The sequence below is a fragment of the Pseudomonas sp. NCIMB 10586 genome (genome assembly GCF_023127895.1).
Classification (GTDB): domain Bacteria; phylum Pseudomonadota; class Gammaproteobacteria; order Pseudomonadales; family Pseudomonadaceae; genus Aquipseudomonas; species Aquipseudomonas synxantha_A.
The window spans coordinates 509,496-528,107 of record NZ_SPKQ01000050.1; the positions used below are offsets into that span (position 1 = coordinate 509,496).

An 18,612-nucleotide genomic window follows, 5' to 3' on the forward strand; every position below is an offset into this window, starting at 1 on the left:
CTCCCACATTTTGATTTTCTGTGTGTCAGAACAATTGGGTAAAAAGCCAGTAGAGGCTACCCGACAGTAAAATCGCCGCCGGCAAGGTCAACACCCACGCCATCAACAAATTGCGGATGGTCCTCATCTGCAACCCCCCGCCATTGGCGACCATGGTCCCGGCTACACCCGAGGACAATACATGGGTGGTCGACACCGGCAGCCCGAACATATCCGCCGCGCCGATGGTCAGCATCGCCACCGTTTCGGCCGAAGCGCCTTGAGCGTAAGTCAGGTGAGTCTTGCCGATTTTTTCGCCCACCGTCACCACGATGCGCTTCCAGCCGACCATGGTGCCCAGGCCAAGGGCAATGGCCACGGCGATCTTCACCCACAGCGGTATAAAGCGCGTGGCGTTGTCGATCTGTTGCTTGAACAGTTGCAGCTTGCCCTGGGTGTCGGCGTCGAAGTTGCCGACCTTGCCTTTGTCCATCAGGCGGATGGTTTCGCTGGTCAGGTACATGTCGTTACGCACGTTGCCGACGGCTTCGGCCGGTACGGCGGCGAGGGAACCATAGCTTTTCACTTCTTCGCCGATATGGCCGGTGATGGCGGCGAGTGCGGGCACCAGTTCCGGCGTGGCCTCTTTGGTGCGAACGTAGGTCGACAAGGTGGCACGTGAATCGCCCGGTGCCGGCTGCGGCGCTGCTTTGACCAAGGCAGCCTGGGTCACTTCAGCGACGGCGGCAAATTGCAGCGACTGATCGGCAGGCATGGTGCGGTTCAGCGCGTAGGCCATCGGCAAGGTGCCCACCAGGATCAGCATGATCAGGCCCATGCCCTTTTGCCCATCGTTGGAACCGTGGGCGAACGACACGCCGGTGCAAGTAACAATCAGCATCCCGCGAATCCACCAGGGCGGCGGCGTGTCGCCTTTGGGTGCCTTGTACAGCGCGCGGTTTTTGACAAAGACGCGCAGGGCCAGCAACAGCAAGGCGGCAAACGCAAAGCCAATCAGCGGCGACAGCAACAAGGCATAACCAATCTTGATCGCCTGGCTCCAATCCACACCGCTGGTGCCGTCACGTCCGTGCATCAGGGCATTGGCTACGCCTACGCCAATGATCGAGCCGATCAGGGTATGAGACGACGAGGCTGGCAAGCCCAGCCACCAGGTGCCCAGGTTCCACAGGATCGCGGCGATCAGCAAGGCGAAGATCATGGAGAACCCGGCCGATGAACCGACCTGCAAAATCAGCTCCACCGGTAGCAGGGCAATGATGCCGAACGCCACCGCGCCACTGGAAAGCAACACGCCGAGGAAATTGAAAAAGCCCGACCACACCACCGCAAAATGCGGTGGCAGCGAGTTGGTGTAGATCACCGTCGCCACTGCGTTGGCGGTGTCATGGAAGCCGTTGACAAACTCAAACCCCAGAGCGATCAACAACGCCACGCCGAGCAATAGGAATGGCGTCCAGGTGGTGAGCTGGGCGCCCATTTCGTGCATGTCGTGCATCAGGCTGTAGGCGGTGAACAGCAGGCCCATCGCAAGTACGGCGAAGAACATGATCACCGTCAACAAGCCTGGTTTTGTGTCCAGCCGGGGTTGGGAGGAGGGTGAAGCGTGGGGGGAGGCAGTCAGGGAAGGGGTGGCCATGCCGGAGCATCCAGTGTGAGGAGGATGGCCTTAATGATCATTGCAGAATGTTACAAGGGTGCTGCGACAGATCAGTGTTTGGCGCAATCTCGTGTGCCGCCGGTCTACAAATCAGTGCGGTTTAAATGTGGGAGGGGGCAAGCCCCCTCCCACAGTTTGATTGCATTTCAATGTTAGTAGTCCTTGCGCTTTCGGAACGCCCATCGCCCGGCAATCAAGGTAAAAGTCGCGACCAGCGCCACCAATATCCAGAAGCCTTCCGGGTCTTGGGACAGCGGCACCCCACCCACATTCATGCCAAAAAAGCCGGCGATGATATTGATCGGCAACGCCAGCACCGTCACCACCGTGAGGGTGAACAGCGTGCGGTTGCTTTGCTCATTGAGGTTGGCGGCGATCTCTTCCTGGAGCAGCTTGATACGTTCGCCCAGGGCCGTCAGGTCGTTGATGATCAGCGCAAACTCCTCGGTGGATTTGCGCAACTCCTTCACGTCTTCCTTTTGTAGCCATTGCGGCGGACGGTTGAGCAGGCGCAGCAGCGAGCCCGGTTCCAGCGCCAGCAGGCGTTGCAGGCGCACCAATACACGGCGTGCAGCGCCCAGTTCGGCGCGATTGGTGGATAGGCGCGAAGACAGCAACTGATCTTCGATATGGTCGACGCTGATACTGGTCTTGCGCACGATCTGGGTCAGCACTTCGCCCTGGTCGCGCAGCAAATGCACCAGCAGTTCCAGGGGCGAGCGAAAGTGTTCACCGGCTTTTACCGACGAGCGCAATTTATCCACCGAATGCAGTGGTTGCAGGCGCGCACTGATCAGCAAGCGGCTGCGCGCGCATACCCACAGTGTGGAAATATCCGACGACACCATGCTGCTGAAGTTGAACACCACATCGTTGACCACCGCCAACAAGGCCGAGTCCACATGTTCGATGCGTGTGGAGCGCGAGCCTTCATGCAGCGCTTCAAAAAATTCCTCCGGCAGCGACAAATGCGCCTGCATCCAGCGCTCGCACGCGGCGTGGGCGAGGTTCAAGTGCAGCCACAGAAACTCTTCCGGATCTTGTGGCTGCTGCAAGGCGGCGAGGGCGGTGGCTGAGTCAATCTGCTGGCCTTTTTCGCCGGGGCGAAAGCGGAAACCGTAAAGCAGGCCAAACAGGTCGGGGTCCTGATGGGCGTGGTCGATGCTGTGATTCATGGCGGCTCGCAGAGAAAGGGCCTGTAGGACGTTTCACAGGTTCCTAGGCGAATCATTGCAAGGCGGTATGACGGTTATGTGACGGTTTGAGGCGCGCATAAAAAAACGCGCCACTCGAAGGTGGCGCGTTTTTTGGGGATGCAACTCAGGTGTCTTGCTTGTTTTCCAGTACAGCACCGGTCTTGGCGTCGAGCTTCACTTCAAAGCGCTTGCCGGTGGTATCGGTCAGGTCCACTTCGTAGACATACTGGTCGGCGACGCCGTGTTTGGTGTCCAGTTCGGTGTCAGTGATCGAAGCACCAGGGTGAGTTGCCACGGCTGCTGCGTTGAGCTTGTCGAAAGACATCACAGCGCCGGACTTGAGCAGGCCTTCAATGTGATCCGGACGAACATCCGCCTGGGCCAGACCGGCAGTCAGGGTCAGGGCGGTGGCAGCGAACAGGGCAGTCAAAGTTTTCATGGTGTGTCCTCTTGGGTGAACTGTTTAAGTGGCGCCAGATTAACCGGCGCAACTTAACTCATCCTTAATGGCTCACTGACACCAATGCCCTTAGTACTTATGGTCGTTGAGCAGGTCCTGAACACTTGACGACGGCCAGCGTTTGTAGAACTTCAGCAGCTCGGCGGCACGGTTGGTGAAGATGCCATCGACGCCGGCCTTCATGACTTTCTCGAAATCCACCGGCTCATCCACGGTGTACACATGCACCAACAGGCCCTTGTCGTGGGTCAGCTTGTTCATTTCAGGCTTCACCAGGTCGGTGTAGCTCTGGTCGCCGTGGTCGGTCAGTTCAGCCGACGGGCCGGTGCCGATGGCGCCAAGGCTTTTGGCTTGGTCGACCCATTTTTCGAATTCGGCGGCGTCTTTCGGTTCTTGCTTGGCGTAGTAGGCAGCCTTGGTTGTTTCACCGGACTCGGCGAAGGTGACTTTGGATTTGGGCTCGATACTGCCTTCACCCACCCACAACAGCAGGATCTTCGGTGTGTTGGGCATTTCTTTCTGCAACTCTTGCAGGCTTGCAACTTCAAAGGTTTGCAGCACCACGCGGCCACGGCCTTGGCCGACGCCGGTGTTGCTCTTGCCCAGCTTGGAGCCGGCGGAACTCAGCCAGCCCTTGTCCAGCAGCTTGTTTTTCAGGTCGGCTTCGATCCCCGGGAACTGCTTGGGCTCCTTGGTCTCGATGTACAGGCCGGGTTTGTGCGAGGGGTTGCCTTCGGCGATCTTGATGATGTCGTCCAGGCTCAGGATCTTCAGGCCAACGAAGCCTGGGCGCGCGCGGTCCGGGTAGGCGGCGTTGAACCAGCTGCCGGCGTCGAGGGTTTGCAGTTCTTTCCAGGTGAACTCGTTGGCAGGCGCGTCTTTGCGCTCGGGGAACTTGGTGGCCACGTCGGTGGTGCGCTGCAGGTTGTTGTCGTGCAGGGCGAACAGCACGCCGTCCTTGCTGCGTTGCAGGTCCAGTTCCAGGTAGTCGGCCCCCAGGTCGCGTGCCACCTTGTAGGCGGCGGCGGTGGATTCAGGTGCGTCGTAGGAAGCACCACGGTGAGCGATCACGGCAGGGTAGGGTATGCCTTCGTTTGTCGCCAATTCAGCCGGGCTGACCGGGTCGGCAGCCTGTGCCTGGCCAAGGCCGAGCATCAACGCCAGCAGCAAGGCGCTCTTGGTAAACGTGACAGGCATATGCGAAGTCCTTTCGTGGAGGTAACTTTGAGAAGGTGTCCTTTTTAACAATTGATTGCGAAAGGCGCTATCACCAAACCGACATTAACGTGCGCGCGAGCCAATTTTGTCGGTTTTTTTGTGCTGCATTGCAGTATTCTTGGCCATAGCTGCCCCGTCAGAGGGCAGTATTTTTTGCCACGCGTGTAAACCATCTTTCCAGTCCCGATGGGACTTTTCAGTGAGGTTTACCATGCGCATCACTTCAGAACTTATCTGCCAGGCCGCCGACCAACTCCAGGGTTTTGTCGGCCTCAATCGCAAGACCGGCCAGTACATTGTGCGTTTCAGCGAAGATGCCTTCGGCATGGACGTGGCCGATGACGGCATCATCCCCACTGCCGAATTCGTCTGGCTACCGGCCGCCGACCACACCATGACCCTGTGCCGCGAACGCATACAGTTGCTGCTGGACCAGAACATCGATGACCGCATCAACATCACCGAACCGTTGCGGGTGTATATGCGCCGGGTGGAGATCCCGCAGATCAGTGCGTTGCGCAGTTTGGTGAGCTAGCCCGCAGCTTTTTCTGGTCGGTGAGGGTCAAATGAGGGTTAGTGTTTCAACGAGGGTAGGTGTACGCCCGCTCTACCTTGCATACCCGCGTGTGAAACGCTGTGTACCAAGTGGCCCGCCCTCGCTCACGCGCCTGCCGATGCTCGGCCTGCTGTTTCCAGGCCAGGATCGCCGCTTCGCTGGTCCAGTAGGACACTGTGATCCCCAACCCATCTTCTCGCGCCGACTCCACCCCGAGAAACCCAGGTTGTTCCGCCGCCAGTGCCAGCATCCGCGAGGCGGCCTCGCCATAACCCTGGTCGCCATCGGTACGCAGTGAGCTGAAAATCACCGCGTAATAAGGCGGGGCCGGTGTCTTGGCGATCATACCAATGCCCCTCGACACGCTTTGAGCAGGGCCAGTGCCAAGGGCGGGGTGATGCCGTTCAGCGCAGCGCGTTCAGGCTGGAACAGGGTGGCGACGAAGAACGGATGGTCGAGCAACTCCACGGCGCGCAGATCGCCCGCTGAATCGTGGCCGGTGGGAATCAGGTTGCCTTCAAGCAGTGCGCCAGCAAACGTGGGGTTGATGCCGTAGCGGCATCGATAGCCTTCGTGGATATCCACGCTGGCGTAGGCTTGGGCAATACGGGTGTAAGGGGCCAGGCGCACGGTGTCGTTCACTTCTACCAGGGAGCAGCTCAGGGGCGTGATGACGGCGCGTTCAGCGTCTGGAGCCAACTCGCCATGCTCTGCATCGGCCCAACCCAGTACGTTGCGGGCATATTCCAATACAGCATGTTGAAAACCACCGCATGTGCCGAGGAAAGGGCGTCTTTGCTCGCGAGCAAAACGGATTGCCCGCAGTGCGCCCTCGGTGTCGCGATAGGGGCTGGCGGGGACGCACCAGAATCCGTCAAAACCGTGCAGGGCAGAGGTGCAGGTGAGTGTGTCGGTGTCGAGCCATTGCACCTGGACGCTCAGACCCAGGGCGGCGGCGGCCTGCTGTAGCGCCAGCGGGATAGCCTGGTGGGCGATCACATCAGGGTTGTAGTCGCCGATCAGGGCGAGGTGCAGGGCGGGGGCTGTCATCGTGTATGTCCCATGGCTTGTGGTGTGCTGATACCCACTATAAATTGGCGTTCGCGCAATCAATATTGGCATTTACGCACATGCTCAATGCAGCCACGCACTATCAACTTGACTACCCCGACCTGTCATTGATCCTTGCCCTGGTGCGTGGCGGCACCCTGGCACGGGCGGCAGCGTTGCTGCGGGTGGACGTGTCTACGGTGTTCCGTGCGGTGCGGCGGTTGGAGTCGGCCCTGGGCCAGACCTTATTTGAAAAAAGCCGCGCCGGATACTTGCCCACCAGCCTGGCGAGCAACCTGGCGCAACAGGCCGAACGCGCAGAACTCGCATTGGAGGCTGCGCGCATTGGTGTGGAGCAGGGTGGAGAAGTGATCAGCGGCACCGTGCGCCTGACCTGCACCGACTCGGTGTTGCAAGGGTTGCTGCTGCCGGCCCTGGCGCAGTTCATGCCGGCCTATCCAGCACTGGTGCTGGAACTGAGCACGTCCAATGACTTCGCCAACCTCAGCCGTCGTGATGCGGATATTGCCCTGCGCCTGACCAGCAAACCGCCGGAGCATCTGGTCGGACGTTGCCTGGGAACTGTTGCGTACCAAGTGTACGCCAGTGCCGACTATGCTCATCGGCATGCAGGCCAGGCGCTGGCCGACCTGGCCTGGATCGCTCCGGACGACTTTTTGCCCGACCACCCCACGGTAGCCTGGCGCCGTGAACATTTGCCAGGTGTGCGTCCCAGTTATTGCTGCAACAGCATGCAGTCGGTGACTGAACTGGTGCGCGCCGGGTTGGGTGTGGCGGCGTTGCCGGATTTTCTAATGGGCGAAGGCTTGCAAGCACTGAGCCCTGCATTGGTAGGGCACGACACCGCGCTGTGGCTGTTGACACGGCCTGATTGCCGGGCATTGCGCTCGGTGGTCACGCTGTTTGATGAACTGGGGCGGCATGTGCGCGGGCGGCGAAGTTAGGCTTTACGCACAAACTGCGCATGCATTTCGCACGTCAGGGTCTCGATGCGCTCGGTCAGTTGCTTGGTCATTTCCGTCAGCCGGGTATTCTGCTCCAGCAGTTCCATTAATTGCTTGGTGGTCTGGGCCGCCTGGGCCTGGCGTTCGGTGTTGGCGGTGGCGAGGGCTTCGCGATGCTGTGCGTCGGCGTCGGACTGAGCTTTATCCCGCGCCGCCTGGCGCGTCTGGGCCAGCAGGATCAGCGGCGCGGCATAAGCCGATTGCAGGCTGAAGGCCAGGTTGAGCAGGATGAACGGGTAGACGTCGAAGTGGGTGACGCCGGTCACATTCAGCACCACCCACAAAACGACGATCGCGGTTTGTGCGCCCAGGAAGGTCGGGGTACCAAAAAAGCGTGCGAAGGCCTCGGCTTTGAGGGCAAAGGTGTCGTTGCCAAAGGTCGGCGCCAGGTGCGCGTGACCACGGTGGAAACGCAAGTGGTCGGTGGGGGCGGATTCGGGTTTGTCTGGGGTCATGGCGGGCTCGAGTGCTTAGCGTAAAGACAACCAACACTATAGACCGAGCCCACCAGCCACCTGCATGAAGAACCGGTCAGCGATTGCCCCGGTCGTTGGCAAACGCGCTCACCGCCTGGACCGCTTCGCCGGTGCCTTCGCGAATCTGCAGGATCACCGTGCCCGCCTGGTTGGCCAGTTCTACGCCGTGGGCGGCACGGTCGCGGGTGGCGTCCATGCTGTCGATGGCTTGGCGTGTTTCGTCCTGGATCATGGCGATCATGCCGGAAATTTCGGCGGTGGAGCCGCTGGTGCGCGCCGCCAGCTGCCGCACTTCATCGGCAACCACGGCAAAGCCACGGCCCTGCTCGCCGGCGCGTGCGGCTTCGATGGCGGCGTTGAGAGCCAGCAGGTTGGTCTGGTCGGCGATGCCGCGAATGGTGTTGACGATGGCGGTGATCTGCTGCGAGCGCTCGCCGAGCTTGGCGATCAGTTGCGAGGATGTGTCGATATCCCGGGCAATTTCGCGCATACCGGTGGCGGTTTTCTGGATCACCTCGGCGCCTTTTTCGGCCATCTCCTGGGTGCTCAATGACAGGTGATAAGCCTGGGCCGCGCTCTGCGCCTCGGTGGCATGTTGTTGGACCCGGGCGGTAACGTCGGAGGCGAACTTCACCACTTTGCACAGGCGCCCGCTGGCGTCGTACACCGGGTTGTAATTGGCTTCCAGCCAGACAACCTGGCCGTTTTTATCCACCCGCTCGAACTGGCCATTGAACAGCTCGCCCTGGTTCAAGCGTTTCCAGAACTCGCTGTAGGCTGCACTGTTGGCCAGTTCGGGTGTGCAGAACAGGCGGTGATGCTTGCCCTGGATCTGCGTCAGGCTGTACCCCATGCGCTGCAGGAAGTTTGCGTTGGCTGTGATAATGGTGCCATCGAGGTTGAACTCGATCATCGCCATGGCGCGGTCGATGGCTTGCAGCTTGGCGTTGGCTTCACTTTCAGCTTGCAGGCGTGGGGTGACATCCATGGCGTACTTCACCACTTTGGTCACGTGACCGGCTTCATCGCGTACCGGGTTGTAGCTGGCTTCCAGCCACACCGAATCACCCTTGGCACCCACCCGCTCAAACGTGCCCGACTGAAATTGGCCGTTGCGCAGCTGCGTCCACAGTTGGTTGTACTCGGCGCTACGGGCGAACGCGGGGGTGCAGAACATCCGGTGGGACTGGCCCAGGACCTGTTCGGCGCGGTAACCCATGGTCTTGAAGAAGTTCTCATTGGCCCGCAGCACAGTGCCTTGCAGGTCGAATTCGATGACGGCCATGGAGCGCTCGATGGCATCCAGCAGGCTGGCCTGTTGGGCAATGCTGTGTTGCAGGGTGCTGATGGTTTTCTTGTGGGTGTTAAATAGCATGTTAGAGGGCTCGGGCATGCAAGCATATGCGGTATCCATGTATTTGCGCCTGACCCCGTAGGGCCCCTGGCCTTACGGTTGACTTGCTCATTGCCAGCTTCCTGATGCTGACAGAGGGGGTGGAACAAGGGGTTCAGAGTGATCGGCCGGCCCAGAAGTTCGCTGCTTGAGCAGGGGCATTTTCGGGTAGCCGACCAATGGCGGCATTATGCTATTGCGGCAGCCTCGCCGACGAAGATTCGGACGAGGTGTTATCAGACAACTGCGGCTGAACAGGCGATCTTCGATCGCTGGTCCTGACGCGGTTGCGGCCGCTGTTCTTGGCAGCGTACAGCGCGCGATCCGCAGCGTTGAGCCACATGACCGCATCCTTGAAGGCCGGTTGAAAATCCGCCAGGCCGATGCTCAGGCTCACGCGTAATTCGGGGATCTGCGCAGTGCGGTAGTTACTGAATTTTTCGCGCATCTGTTCCATGAGTCGCGCAGCATCTTGCAAGGGCATTTTCGGAAGGATCACACAGAACTCGTCACCTCCGTAGCGGCCGGCGAGGTCTTCTTCGCGCAGGTGCTGGCGTAATTCCTGGCTCAACTGGCGCAGTACCGCATCCCCGACGGTATGGCCGTGCATATCGTTGATACGCTTGAAGTGGTCGATATCGATCAGGGCAATGGTCGCCTGGCTTTGTTGCTGTTGGCACTTATGGAACTTGAGGTTCAGCAGGTCTTTCCATGAGCCATGGTTGAGCAGGCCGGTCAGGCTGTCGATACGGCTCAGGGCGCTGAGGGCGCGTTTATGTTGCGACAGTTTGATTGCCAACTGATAACAGACCATGCCGATGGCCATCGGGTAGAGCGTCAGCATCGGCAAGCAGGTGTAGACCTCGGAAAGGCTGACGCTGGAATCGAACTTGACCCCGAACAGGCTCCAGGCTATCGCGATGCCGGCGGCTTGTGCGAGCAGCCCATGCAGGAGCAAGCGTGTGCCACCGGCAGCGACGTTATTCATGGCCATCATCGACAGAATGGTGACGGCCGTCAGTGGCGAAAACTGGGTGGCCGCTGCCCAGAAACCGCCCGACAATGAGTCATACAGCAGGTTGCGCCGTTCGGCTTGATAGGGAAACGGCGAATGGGTCGAGATCAGATAAGCCACGTGCGGCCAGGCAAGGCCATTGAACAACAACAACGCCCATACCCAGCCTGGCATTGACAAGGGATACAACGCGCCGATTACGCTGATGCTACCGATACCCAGGCCGATGATCCTTGGCTTGTAGATACGTCTGGCAAATGAAAGCCCTTTGCCTCGTCTGTTTTCCATAGTGTCCTGGGTCAGGTGTTTTTTGCAGGTGCGACAGCGTGCGTCAACGGTCGGCGTCGATGATCGGATAATAGCGGCCGATATTGTCGATTATTCCTGTAGGAATAATCAGTGTCCTTTCAGGCCATTTGCGCAAAACAGCGGGTGAATGCGCCAAAAGCGACCTTTAATGTCGCCCCGGCAACAGGTCCTGATGCAGGGGCGGGGTGCGCACTTCGTAGCCGGCGAGGAACAGGTCGATTGCAGATTCGATGACGTTAGCCTGGGCGGCCACATCGAGGGTGGGCTGGCCGAGCGTGATTTGCGGCCAGAAGGCAAAGGCCTTGAGCAGGCTCTGGATCTGGTGAGCCGCGAAAGCTGGATCGGTACAGTTGAGGCGGCCGTCTTCCTGGGCAGCGCGCACCCATTGGGTAAAACCTTCTTCCCGTGCGCTGAGGCGATTGACCATATCTTGCGCACGTTCGGGCGAATGGATGGTGGCAGCTATGGCCACGCGCGCCAGGTCGAGGAAGTTGGCGTCCGACATCATCTTCATTTTTGCTTCCAGCAACTTGCGCAGTTGATCGCGCAGCGGCTGGTCGCTGGCGTAGTTCACGTCCAGTTGGGCAACGCTGCTGGCCCACAGTTGGCTCAGGATCTCGGCGAACAGCTCTTCCTTGCTGGGAAAGTGGTTGTACACCGTGCGCTTGGAAACGCCGGCGGTGGCGGCAACTTTGTCCATGCTGGTGACCTCGAAACCGTTCTCGCGAAATTCGGCAATCGCCGCCGCCACGATGGCGTCGCGTTTACGCTCGGTGAGGCGTTTGGGGGCAGTCATGGATGGCATTCGACTCAATCAGGAAATTACACTCAGCAGTTTACTTGCTCCGGATTTTGTTGCAATCTAGAAACTACACTGTGCAGTGTAATTCTTCTTCGTACTGTAGGAGTCACTCGGTAATGGCCACGATTTCAACCCGTGTCGACCCTGCGCCTGCAGCGCTTCAGCCTGCCGGGCAGGACCAGGGGCACTTCACCAATGACGCCCCGGTGCAACACGGCGGTTTTGGCAAAACCTTGCGCATTTTCTGGAACATGCTGTTCAACAAACCACGCACTACGCGGCCAGTGGGGCCGATCCCGGTGCAGCCACTGACACGCGAGCAGTTGTTGGCGGCACCCGACCACACGGTGTTCCGCCTTGGGCATTCGACGGTACTGCTGAAGATGCGCGGTAAATTCTGGGTCACCGATCCGGTATTCGCCGAGCGCGCGTCACCGTTCAGTTGGGCAGGCCCCAAGCGTTTCCACGCCCCACCTATCAGCCTTGAAGCGTTGCCACCGCTGGAGGCGGTGATTCTTTCCCACAACCACTATGACCATCTTGACCACGAGGCTGTGGTGCAACTGGCTGGTAAGACCCGTTACTTCCTGGCGCCCCTGGGCGTGGGCGAGACGCTGATCAAATGGGGGATCGATGCCAATAAAGTCCGTCAGCTGGATTGGTGGCAGGGCACGGAAGTCGATGGCATTCGTTTTATCGCTACCCCGGCACAGCATTTTTCCGGACGCGGCCTGTTTGATAGCAACCAGACCCTGTGGTGTTCCTGGGTGATGATCGACGATGCGCGGCGCATCTTCTTCAGTGGCGACACTGGCTATTTCGATGGTTTCAAGCGCATTGGCGAGCAGTACGGCCCGTTTGACCTGACCCTGATGGAGACCGGCGCCTACAACGTCGATTGGCCCCATGTGCACATGCAACCGGAGCAAACCTTGCAGGCGCATATCGATCTCAAAGGGCGCTGGTTGTTGCCCATTCACAACGGCACCTTCGATCTGGCATTCCATGCCTGGCACGAACCCTTCGACCGCATCATGGCCCTGGCCTGGGAACGCAATGTATCGATCACCACCCCGGCGATGGGGCAGGCGTTTCGCTTGAACCAGCCCGAGCGCGGCCATGCGTGGTGGTTGGAGGTGGAGACTGAGGGTACGCAGGAGCGCCTCGCCAGCTGACAGCGATGGCCGCGGAAAAAGGAGTTTTCAAGCTGTTTCAAGGCTGCGACAGGCGCCAGTCAAGGGTGCGATGATCTCCGAGAATCTATTTTCGGGGTAGTTCCGATGGAAAGTGAATGTAGCAAATATTGGCGAGTCGGCATGGCGTGCCCATCCAAGCAATTGGCGCCGGGGCTCGAGGAGCCCGCTGCGAGTATCCATCCTGCTACTGGCCCTACAAACTCACGCAGCATCGCTTTTGGTGCCGATCCTGCTTTGGCCACCAGCATACCAATCCCCGGCTATAACGCACCGGCTCTTCCCCTGAAACCTACGCGCGATCCCTCGTTGTCGTTGATTGCCTTGAGCGGCCTGGAGCCCTCAGGGCCGGTGATGGTCGAGGTGCCGCTGGTACAGAATAACAGCACTTTCAGCGCTGCCTCGACGTTGAGCGGCAGGCGCGTGGGGTTCGCCCAGCGGTGGGGGCATGATCAAACACCGATCGGACACGGGGTGGCATTCTTGCGCGCGTTGGATGTTCTGCGCCGGGCCGGAACCAACTTGGTCCCGGTGCCTGCGCGCCACGCCGATGACCCGCGCCCTGGCGGCAATGAAATCGATGAGCTTGTGCGCGCGTACCAACTGGACGCTCTGGTGGCCGATAGCCAGAACGCCGCCTTCCACGACGCATGCTGGAGTGGCTACCCAAGGCTTAACGAACCGCTTGAGGATGGTGCAGTGTTGTGGTTCTACGGTGCGCGGTGGTCGAAGGATTCGCTTACGGCACTCGTACTGGGGTACCGCAGTGCTCGACGTCTTGTGGGAGTACAGGAGGTGCTGAACAATCCAACTGGATGAACTACCGATGTCGCGCTTCTTGGCGGGAGGGGAGTTTTTAGACTGGCGCCTGGATCAATCGGGATCCTTCGCCATTTCTTCCTCTCGCAGGAGATGTTTCATGTTTGGTATCGGCTCTGGTGTAAGTTTTTTTGTTAACTACGCACATAACACTTTACCTGTTCAATCGTCGCCAGCGATTTCAAAACCGATCCCCGCCGGGACGGAATATGCCAGTGTGCGCGAACTGGCTGAGCAGATGTCGCGACCGGGGGGCATCACCTCGCAAGGGCTGGTCAATTATTTGCAGGAGCGCATTCGCACGCTCGATCCGCAACTGAGTTCTGTTATTGAACTCAACCCGCAAGCGCTTGAAAGCGCCCGCACGCTGGACCAGGAACGGGCCAATGGCAAGGTGCGCGGACCACTGCACGGAATACCTATCTTGCTCAAAGACACCATTGAGACCGCAGGTATGCAAACCAGTGCAGGTGCCTTTGCTCTGGTAGGGGAGGCGGCGGGTAAAAACGCTCCATTAGTTGAATACCTGATCAGCCAGGGCGCCGTGATTCTCGGTAAAACCAACATGACGGAGCTGGCCGGTTTTCGCGGCGCTCCCGATGGCTGGAGTACCCGCGGTGGTCAGACTCGCAACCCACATCATCCGGACGCGCAGGTGGGTGGCTCCAGTTCCGGCTCGGCCGCAGCCGTCGCCGCAGGGTTGGCCCCCTTGGCGGTGGGGGCCGAAACCAACGGCTCGATCATCGTGCCCGCAGCATTCAATGGTGTGGTTGGGCTCAAGCCCAGCGTCGGTTTGTTGGACCGCAATGGCATTATCCCGGCTAGCCAGCACCAGGACACACCGGGCCCGATGGCACGGTCGGTGTTCGATGCGGCGCTGATGCTCAACGCCATGTCTGGCCGCGACCTCCACGATCCGGCGAGCGTGGGCGCTCCAGAAGGGGTTGATTACACGCAGTTATTGGTACCTGGTGCGTTGAAGGGCAAGCGTATTGGATATCCCAAGACGTTTTCTGCAAACGGTGAAGTTCAGGCTGTGGAAAATAGTGCGCAATTCAGCAAAGCACTGGAGGTGCTTGAGGCACAAGGGGCGGTTTTAGTGCCGATTAACCTGCGTATGGCAGATGAGTCACGCTATGAAGAACTGTTGTTATCGGATGTAAACGAAGAGTTGAATGGCTACTTGGCCAAGCGCACGGGATTGCCAGTCAAGTCACTGGCTGAGCTGATCAAGTTCAACGAAGACCGTGACGGCACGGATACCGATCATCAGCCCCTGCTCAAGCAGATCAATGCCTCCACACTGGCGCCAGAACAGCGCGAAAGGGCGTGGGAAAAACTGATCGAGGATTTTCGCAGCAGCGTGGATGAGCCGATCAAGACTTACAAACTGGACGCCATAGTGTCGGATTTTGATACCAACAGTTACTTCGGCGTAGCAGCGGCCGGCTACCCAGGTATCACCGTACCCTCCGGCACGAACGAAGACGGTTTACCCACGGCCGCCCACTTCTTCGGCACCCGTTGGAGCGAGCCCACGTTGTTGGCGGTGGCCCACGGGTATGAGCAGGCCGCACAAACGGCAACCAAGCCTGGGCTTTGATCGGTCAGGTCATTTTGCATCGCAAAAGGAGTGCCGGGCACTGAACCTGCCGGCCTGAAACTTCACGGTTTACACTCAATGCCATGGAGGGACGCCATGGCATACAGAATTCATATCCTCGGCGCAGCGGGCACCGGTTGCACTACCTTGGGCAAGGTATTGGCCGAGCACCTGAATATTGCCTGTTTCGACTCCGATTTCTATTACTGGCAGCAAACCCTCGAACCCTTTTCCATCGCCCGGCTCCGGGACGAACGCCTCCGCCTGCTGCAGGAACATACCGCCGGCCATCAAGCCTGGGTATTGTCGGGCTCACTCTGCGGCTGGGGCGACGCGATGATCCCGCTATTCACCCATGTGGTGTTCCTGCGCGTAGAACCGCAAGTGCGCCTGCAACGCCTGCGCCTGCGAGAAGCGCAGCGCTACGGGGAGCAGATCCTGGAAGGTGGCAGCCGCCATCAAAACAGTGTCGCCTTTCTCACCTGGGCCGCACGCTACGATACTGGCAATCACAGCCTACGTAGCCTGCGTCGGCATGAAACCTGGTTGAAACCGTTGAGCTGCCCGGTGATCCGGCTGGACGCTACGCACCATTCGGTTGAGGAGTTGGTGAATCAACTGACGCCGTTGTTGAACCCATCAACCGAGAAATGAGGCCTGGTGCTGTGGGCTCGGCGGTTACGGTGTCAAACCGGCGCACACTCATGCCCCACCCCGGCGCAAACCCCGGGAAGAACACCAGCCCTTGCGCCTCCAGGCAAAACGCCAGGATCAGGCGGGTTTCATCGTCGACTTCGCCGTGGGCCTCCAATTGTTGAATCGCCTCTACCGCCACGCCCGCCTGGCGAGCCAAATGTTCGCGGCTCCAGCCCAGCATAACGCGGGCCTGTGCGCAGTGTTTGGCGGTGAATTGGTGCAGGACGATCTGCTGTTCTACGAAAGAGCTCATTGCCAGAGAGGACATGGGGGTTCTCCAGGTTCGACGGGGGAGGCGCAACTATACTGTGTTTTTGTACAGTTGTTTGTACCGCTCATCATCTGGATTTTTTCGTCGCTGTTTCAACGCCCAGTTATTCCATTCCCGACGCCTCCCGGATAATCAGATGATCCAGGTTCTCGATATTCGCACTGAATACCCCGAACGTTTGCTCGGGGTTTTTCTTGCTGGGCACCTGCTTGAGTTCCGGTGTCACTCCGTAGAAGAAACAATACAGCGGTCGCTCGCTGCTGGCCGCTGCCTTGATCTGCTCCAGGAAAACCGTGCGCTTGCGGTAGCTTTCGATGAGCTTTTTGTTCAGGTAGACGTTGACCGAATAAGGCTTCTTGTCGAGCCACACTTTCTTTTCGAAATCGATGCGAAAGCTGCTGGTGTAGTCTTTGATTTCCTTGATCTTGCCCCAGTAGATCAGGCCCTTGTTGTCTTGCAGGTATTCGATTTTCTTGAAGAACGACCAGTAAGTCGCCGTGTGCTCACCAATCTTCAAGGGCATGGCCTTGAGCTTGTCCTTGTCATCGATGTTCGACACATAGCATTCCACCGGATGGGCGAACACGCTGGTTTTGTCCGGGGTTGTGTCGCTGCTGACATGGGATTTCTCAATGCGATTTGAAGGCGTTTTCGTTGGCTCTTGTGGGGCGCCTCCATCGATGCCGGCAGCAGGTGTTTTACGTTCGTACTGACGGCGTGTCAGTACCAATTCCGATGGGAAGTTGTCCTCGCGCTCGTCCTCACTTTCACCGGTCGCGGTCTTTTGGCTGCTGGCATAGCGACAGCCTTCGATATGCCGGGTGCCGGGTTTGTTCTTGAAGTGTGGGGTGCGCAGGTAATTGACGTTCTTGGCGTTGAAGGTGCTCAACACATTGCCGGCGTCGAACGCTGCGCGGCACGCGTCGTTGGGGCAGAGGAAGCGGTCCTTGTCGGAATCGAAGTCAGCGGTTTCGTCGAAATTCAGCTCTCGTACGTCGTAGATCGACAACTTGTCATCGAGAGCCAGGCTGTAGGCCGTGTCGAATTTCATGGGGCTCGGTCCGTGGGAATTTGGCTATTAATAGCCGGATCCTGTGTAAATATCAGCAAGAACCTGCAACGCGTCGTCCGCTCAAGAAGCCTGACGGTAAAAGCGTCTGCAACGGCTCTCGGCGTAGGCCTCAAAACCACGACGTAAACACCATTCCACTAAGATGCACGGATCAAATGTGGGAGCTGTCGAGCCCCAGCGAGGCTGCGAAGGGATCGCCTCGGTCCCCTCCGCCAACCCCACCCACCCGCATCACCGCTGCAACCGAGCCCGCTTTTTCTTCTTCGCATGAAAGTGCCGAAAATGCGCATCCTGCGCCGCGGCCAACAACTCCCGATCCCCACGCGTATCGCCCCAGGCCCTGAGCCGATACTCCCCCAGGTCGCCATACACGGCCTCAAGCCGCAGCACCTTATTCTCACAACGGCAGTTATTCCCGGTGAGCTTGCCGGTCAACACCCCGTCGACCACCTCAAGCTCAGTCCCGATCAACTTGATCCCAAGCCGATCGGCAAACGGCTGCAACACCAACGCCGGCGACGCCGAGCACAGCGTAACCACCGCGCCCGAGCCCAACTCTTGCTCCACCGACAGCACGCCCGCCGGGCGCATCAACCGCGCCCAATTACGCTGGCAATACTCCTCGGCCTTCTGCTGCACCCACGTCTTCTGCACCCCGGTCATAAAGGTGCGAATCAACTGCGCCTTCAACTCATCCCGGCTGATCTGCCGCACCAAAAACCGCAGCCCAGGCACCGCCAGCTTGACCATCCGGCCATAAAACTCACCGGGGCCAAAGGCAAACTTGAGGAAGGGCACGAAACTGTCGTGGTGGGTGAGGGTGCCGTCGAAGTCAAAGACGGAAAGTACTTTGGCGTCGATGGGGCCGGCTTCGAGCATGTCTGGGTTCACGGGTTGGCCTCGGTCCTATCTAGTATTTTTTGTGCGTGCATCAGGTGTGACAGCAGGAGTCTACTCCCGTGCCAATCTTCCGATTTTGGCGTAAAGCCCTTCGGTGAAAGCGTCCCGATCACTCGACCGGTGACAACGCTGATGGCAGTTGGGGCACAAGGCTACAGCATTGGTGGTGCGATCCGAACCCTTCTGGGCAAGGTGCTTGACGCGATGTGCTTCAAAAAGTGGCAATTCACCGTGCATAAAAAAGCCCTGAACAAGTCAGGGCTCTTGAATGTTACCTGGCGTAGGAATCAATCCCAGCTCAACGCGCCGCCAGTTTGATACTCGATCACACGGGTCTCGAAGAAATTCTTCTCTTTCTTCAAGTCCATGATCTCGCTCATCCACGGGAACGGGTTAGTCGTGCCTGGGTACTCTTCCTTCAAGCCAATCTGCGACAGGCGACGGTTGGCGATGAACTTGAGATAGTCCTCCATCATCGCCGCATTCATCCCCAGCACCCCACGCGGCATGGTGTCGCGAGCATATTCAATCTCCAGCTGCGTCCCCTGCAAAATCATCTGGGTCGCTTCTTCCTTCATCTCGGCATCCCACAAATGCGGGTTTTCGATTTTGATCTGGTTGATCACATCGATACCGAAGTTCAGGTGCATCGACTCATCGCGCAGGATGTACTGGAACTGTTCGGCCACGCCGGTCATTTTGTTGCGGCGGCCCATGGACAGAATCTGGGTGAAGCCGCAATAGAAGAAGATGCCTTCCAGCACGCAGTAGTAGGCGACCAGGTTACGCAGCAGCTCCTTGTCGGTTTCGACGGTGCCGGTTTCGAACTTCGGATCGGAGATCGAACGGGTGTACTTGAGGCCCCAGGCTGCCTTTTTGGCGACCGATGGAATCTCGT

The 18,612-nt window shown here is 58.9% G+C and carries 20 protein-coding genes and 1 pseudogene; 6 read left to right on the top strand and 15 right to left on the bottom strand.

Annotated elements, in window-relative coordinates:
* Positions 1 to 25: 25 nt before the first annotated feature.
* From E4P01_RS25895 to E4P01_RS25910, 4 genes are all read right to left on the bottom strand, one after another.
* Entirely contained in the window at positions 26 to 1,639 is a 1,614-nt protein-coding gene (locus E4P01_RS25895; RefSeq protein ID WP_103734767.1) for an inorganic phosphate transporter, read from the bottom strand.
* A gap of 173 nt (positions 1,640 to 1,812) precedes the next feature.
* Positions 1,813 to 2,835 carry a transporter gene (locus tag E4P01_RS25900; RefSeq protein ID WP_032879801.1) on the bottom strand — a complete coding sequence of 341 codons (1,023 nt, stop codon included), beginning with the start codon at positions 2,833 to 2,835 and terminating at the stop codon, positions 1,813 to 1,815.
* 145 nt (positions 2,836 to 2,980) lie between these two features.
* Positions 2,981 to 3,295, bottom strand: coding sequence for a PepSY domain-containing protein (locus tag E4P01_RS25905; protein ID WP_032879802.1), 315 nt, complete (start codon positions 3,293 to 3,295; stop codon positions 2,981 to 2,983).
* Positions 3,296 to 3,385: 90 nt separating this feature from the next.
* Positions 3,386 to 4,513, bottom strand: coding sequence for a glycerophosphodiester phosphodiesterase (locus E4P01_RS25910; RefSeq protein ID WP_032879803.1), 1,128 nt, complete (start codon positions 4,511 to 4,513; stop codon positions 3,386 to 3,388).
* Positions 4,514 to 4,745: 232 nt separating this feature from the next.
* On the opposite strand from E4P01_RS25910, the gene E4P01_RS25915 reads away from it, so the two are divergent.
* Entirely contained in the window at positions 4,746 to 5,069 is a 324-nt protein-coding gene (locus E4P01_RS25915) for a DUF2025 family protein (protein ID WP_005790675.1), read from the top strand.
* A 46-nt stretch (positions 5,070 to 5,115) separates the two neighbouring features.
* Here E4P01_RS25915 and E4P01_RS25920 read toward each other — a convergent pair whose 3' ends face one another.
* Together E4P01_RS25920 and E4P01_RS25925 are read right to left on the bottom strand one after the other, a co-directional pair.
* Positions 5,116 to 5,436 carry an antibiotic biosynthesis monooxygenase gene (locus E4P01_RS25920; RefSeq protein ID WP_032879804.1) on the bottom strand — a complete coding sequence of 107 codons (321 nt, stop codon included), beginning with the start codon at positions 5,434 to 5,436 and terminating at the stop codon, positions 5,116 to 5,118.
* Positions 5,433 to 6,140, bottom strand: coding sequence for a CTP synthase (locus E4P01_RS25925; protein WP_078822128.1), 708 nt, complete (start codon positions 6,138 to 6,140; stop codon positions 5,433 to 5,435). The genes E4P01_RS25920 and E4P01_RS25925 overlap by 4 nt, the downstream gene beginning before the upstream one ends.
* An 80-nt stretch (positions 6,141 to 6,220) precedes the next feature.
* Between E4P01_RS25925 and E4P01_RS25930 the strand changes: the two genes are divergently transcribed.
* Positions 6,221 to 7,105 carry a LysR family transcriptional regulator gene (locus E4P01_RS25930; RefSeq protein ID WP_078822127.1) on the top strand — a complete coding sequence of 295 codons (885 nt, stop codon included), beginning with the start codon at positions 6,221 to 6,223 and terminating at the stop codon, positions 7,103 to 7,105.
* On the opposite strand, the gene E4P01_RS25935 is transcribed toward E4P01_RS25930, so the two are convergent.
* From E4P01_RS25935 to E4P01_RS25950, 4 genes are all read right to left on the bottom strand, one after another.
* Complete coding sequence (locus E4P01_RS25935) at positions 7,102 to 7,620, bottom strand: DUF1003 domain-containing protein (RefSeq protein ID WP_032879806.1); 519 nt, start codon at positions 7,618 to 7,620, stop codon at positions 7,102 to 7,104. The two genes, E4P01_RS25930 and E4P01_RS25935, sit on opposite strands and share 4 nt — an antisense overlap.
* Positions 7,621 to 7,696: 76 nt before the next feature.
* Positions 7,697 to 9,016 carry a PAS domain-containing methyl-accepting chemotaxis protein gene (locus E4P01_RS25940; protein WP_078822126.1) on the bottom strand — a complete coding sequence of 440 codons (1,320 nt, stop codon included), beginning with the start codon at positions 9,014 to 9,016 and terminating at the stop codon, positions 7,697 to 7,699.
* A 211-nt stretch (positions 9,017 to 9,227) separates the two neighbouring features.
* The gene (locus E4P01_RS25945) at positions 9,228 to 10,337 is read right to left on the bottom strand and encodes a diguanylate cyclase (RefSeq protein ID WP_078822125.1); all 1,110 of its coding nucleotides are present in this window, start codon (positions 10,335 to 10,337) and stop codon (positions 9,228 to 9,230) included.
* A 166-nt stretch (positions 10,338 to 10,503) separates the two neighbouring features.
* Positions 10,504 to 11,154, bottom strand: a complete 651-nt coding sequence (locus E4P01_RS25950; protein ID WP_032879809.1) for a TetR/AcrR family transcriptional regulator — start codon at positions 11,152 to 11,154, stop codon at positions 10,504 to 10,506.
* Positions 11,155 to 11,276: 122 nt separating this feature from the next.
* On the opposite strand from E4P01_RS25950, the gene E4P01_RS25955 reads away from it, so the two are divergent.
* From E4P01_RS25955 to E4P01_RS25970, 4 genes are all read left to right on the top strand, one after another.
* Positions 11,277 to 12,335, top strand: a complete 1,059-nt coding sequence (locus E4P01_RS25955; protein WP_078822123.1) for an MBL fold metallo-hydrolase — start codon at positions 11,277 to 11,279, stop codon at positions 12,333 to 12,335.
* 255 nt (positions 12,336 to 12,590) lie between these two features.
* Positions 12,591 to 13,172: a hypothetical protein gene (locus tag E4P01_RS25960; RefSeq protein WP_248130163.1), complete on the top strand. Its 582-nt coding sequence runs from the start codon at positions 12,591 to 12,593 to the stop codon at positions 13,170 to 13,172.
* A gap of 100 nt (positions 13,173 to 13,272) precedes the next feature.
* Positions 13,273 to 14,775 carry an amidase family protein gene (locus E4P01_RS25965; protein ID WP_216092190.1) on the top strand — a complete coding sequence of 501 codons (1,503 nt, stop codon included), beginning with the start codon at positions 13,273 to 13,275 and terminating at the stop codon, positions 14,773 to 14,775.
* 96 nt (positions 14,776 to 14,871) lie between these two features.
* Positions 14,872 to 15,429, top strand: a complete 558-nt coding sequence (locus tag E4P01_RS25970) for an AAA family ATPase (RefSeq protein ID WP_216091996.1) — start codon at positions 14,872 to 14,874, stop codon at positions 15,427 to 15,429.
* On the opposite strand, the gene E4P01_RS25975 is transcribed toward E4P01_RS25970, so the two are convergent.
* From E4P01_RS25975 to E4P01_RS25995, 5 genes and pseudogenes are all read right to left on the bottom strand, one after another.
* Complete coding sequence (locus E4P01_RS25975) at positions 15,359 to 15,739, bottom strand: helix-turn-helix transcriptional regulator (RefSeq protein ID WP_032803685.1); 381 nt, start codon at positions 15,737 to 15,739, stop codon at positions 15,359 to 15,361. The two genes, E4P01_RS25970 and E4P01_RS25975, sit on opposite strands and share 71 nt — an antisense overlap.
* Positions 15,740 to 15,845: 106 nt before the next feature.
* A complete protein-coding gene (locus tag E4P01_RS25980; protein WP_216091995.1) occupies positions 15,846 to 16,793 on the bottom strand; it encodes a hypothetical protein in 948 nt (315 codons plus the stop codon).
* A gap of 252 nt (positions 16,794 to 17,045) precedes the next feature.
* Positions 17,046 to 17,693: an HAD-IB family hydrolase gene (locus tag E4P01_RS25985; protein ID WP_032879816.1), complete on the bottom strand. Its 648-nt coding sequence runs from the start codon at positions 17,691 to 17,693 to the stop codon at positions 17,046 to 17,048.
* Positions 17,694 to 17,765: 72 nt separating this feature from the next.
* Positions 17,766 to 17,927: pseudogene (locus tag E4P01_RS25990) on the bottom strand (HNH endonuclease); the annotation flags it as partial.
* Positions 17,928 to 18,001: 74 nt separating this feature from the next.
* The coding region (locus E4P01_RS25995) for a ribonucleotide-diphosphate reductase subunit beta (protein ID WP_248130164.1) at positions 18,002 to 18,612 on the bottom strand (611 nt) is incomplete at its 5' end.

Bases quoted from the DNA above. Each gene is read 5' to 3' on its own strand.
- E4P01_RS25970 (WP_216091996.1), top strand. From the start codon at position 14,872: ATGGCATACAGAATTCATATCCTCGGCGCAGCGGGCACCGGTTGCACT.
- E4P01_RS25895 (WP_103734767.1), bottom strand. From the start codon at position 1,639: ATGGCCACCCCTTCCCTGACTGCCTCCCCCCACGCTTCACCCTCCTCC.
- E4P01_RS25915 (WP_005790675.1), top strand. From the start codon at position 4,746: ATGCGCATCACTTCAGAACTTATCTGCCAGGCCGCCGACCAACTCCAG.
- E4P01_RS25975 (WP_032803685.1), bottom strand. From the start codon at position 15,739: ATGTCCTCTCTGGCAATGAGCTCTTTCGTAGAACAGCAGATCGTCCTG.
- E4P01_RS25965 (WP_216092190.1), top strand. From the start codon at position 13,273: ATGTTTGGTATCGGCTCTGGTGTAAGTTTTTTTGTTAACTACGCACAT.
- E4P01_RS25905 (WP_032879802.1), bottom strand. From the start codon at position 3,295: ATGAAAACTTTGACTGCCCTGTTCGCTGCCACCGCCCTGACCCTGACT.
- E4P01_RS25945 (WP_078822125.1), bottom strand. From the start codon at position 10,337: ATGGAAAACAGACGAGGCAAAGGGCTTTCATTTGCCAGACGTATCTAC.
- E4P01_RS25930 (WP_078822127.1), top strand. From the start codon at position 6,221: ATGCTCAATGCAGCCACGCACTATCAACTTGACTACCCCGACCTGTCA.
- E4P01_RS25910 (WP_032879803.1), bottom strand. From the start codon at position 4,513: ATGCCTGTCACGTTTACCAAGAGCGCCTTGCTGCTGGCGTTGATGCTC.
- E4P01_RS25925 (WP_078822128.1), bottom strand. From the start codon at position 6,140: ATGACAGCCCCCGCCCTGCACCTCGCCCTGATCGGCGACTACAACCCT.
- E4P01_RS25985 (WP_032879816.1), bottom strand. From the start codon at position 17,693: ATGCTCGAAGCCGGCCCCATCGACGCCAAAGTACTTTCCGTCTTTGAC.
- E4P01_RS25900 (WP_032879801.1), bottom strand. From the start codon at position 2,835: ATGAATCACAGCATCGACCACGCCCATCAGGACCCCGACCTGTTTGGC.
- E4P01_RS25940 (WP_078822126.1), bottom strand. From the start codon at position 9,016: ATGCTATTTAACACCCACAAGAAAACCATCAGCACCCTGCAACACAGC.
- E4P01_RS25980 (WP_216091995.1), bottom strand. From the start codon at position 16,793: ATGAAATTCGACACGGCCTACAGCCTGGCTCTCGATGACAAGTTGTCG.
- E4P01_RS25950 (WP_032879809.1), bottom strand. From the start codon at position 11,154: ATGACTGCCCCCAAACGCCTCACCGAGCGTAAACGCGACGCCATCGTG.
- E4P01_RS25935 (WP_032879806.1), bottom strand. From the start codon at position 7,620: ATGACCCCAGACAAACCCGAATCCGCCCCCACCGACCACTTGCGTTTC.
- E4P01_RS25920 (WP_032879804.1), bottom strand. From the start codon at position 5,436: ATGATCGCCAAGACACCGGCCCCGCCTTATTACGCGGTGATTTTCAGC.
- E4P01_RS25955 (WP_078822123.1), top strand. From the start codon at position 11,277: ATGGCCACGATTTCAACCCGTGTCGACCCTGCGCCTGCAGCGCTTCAG.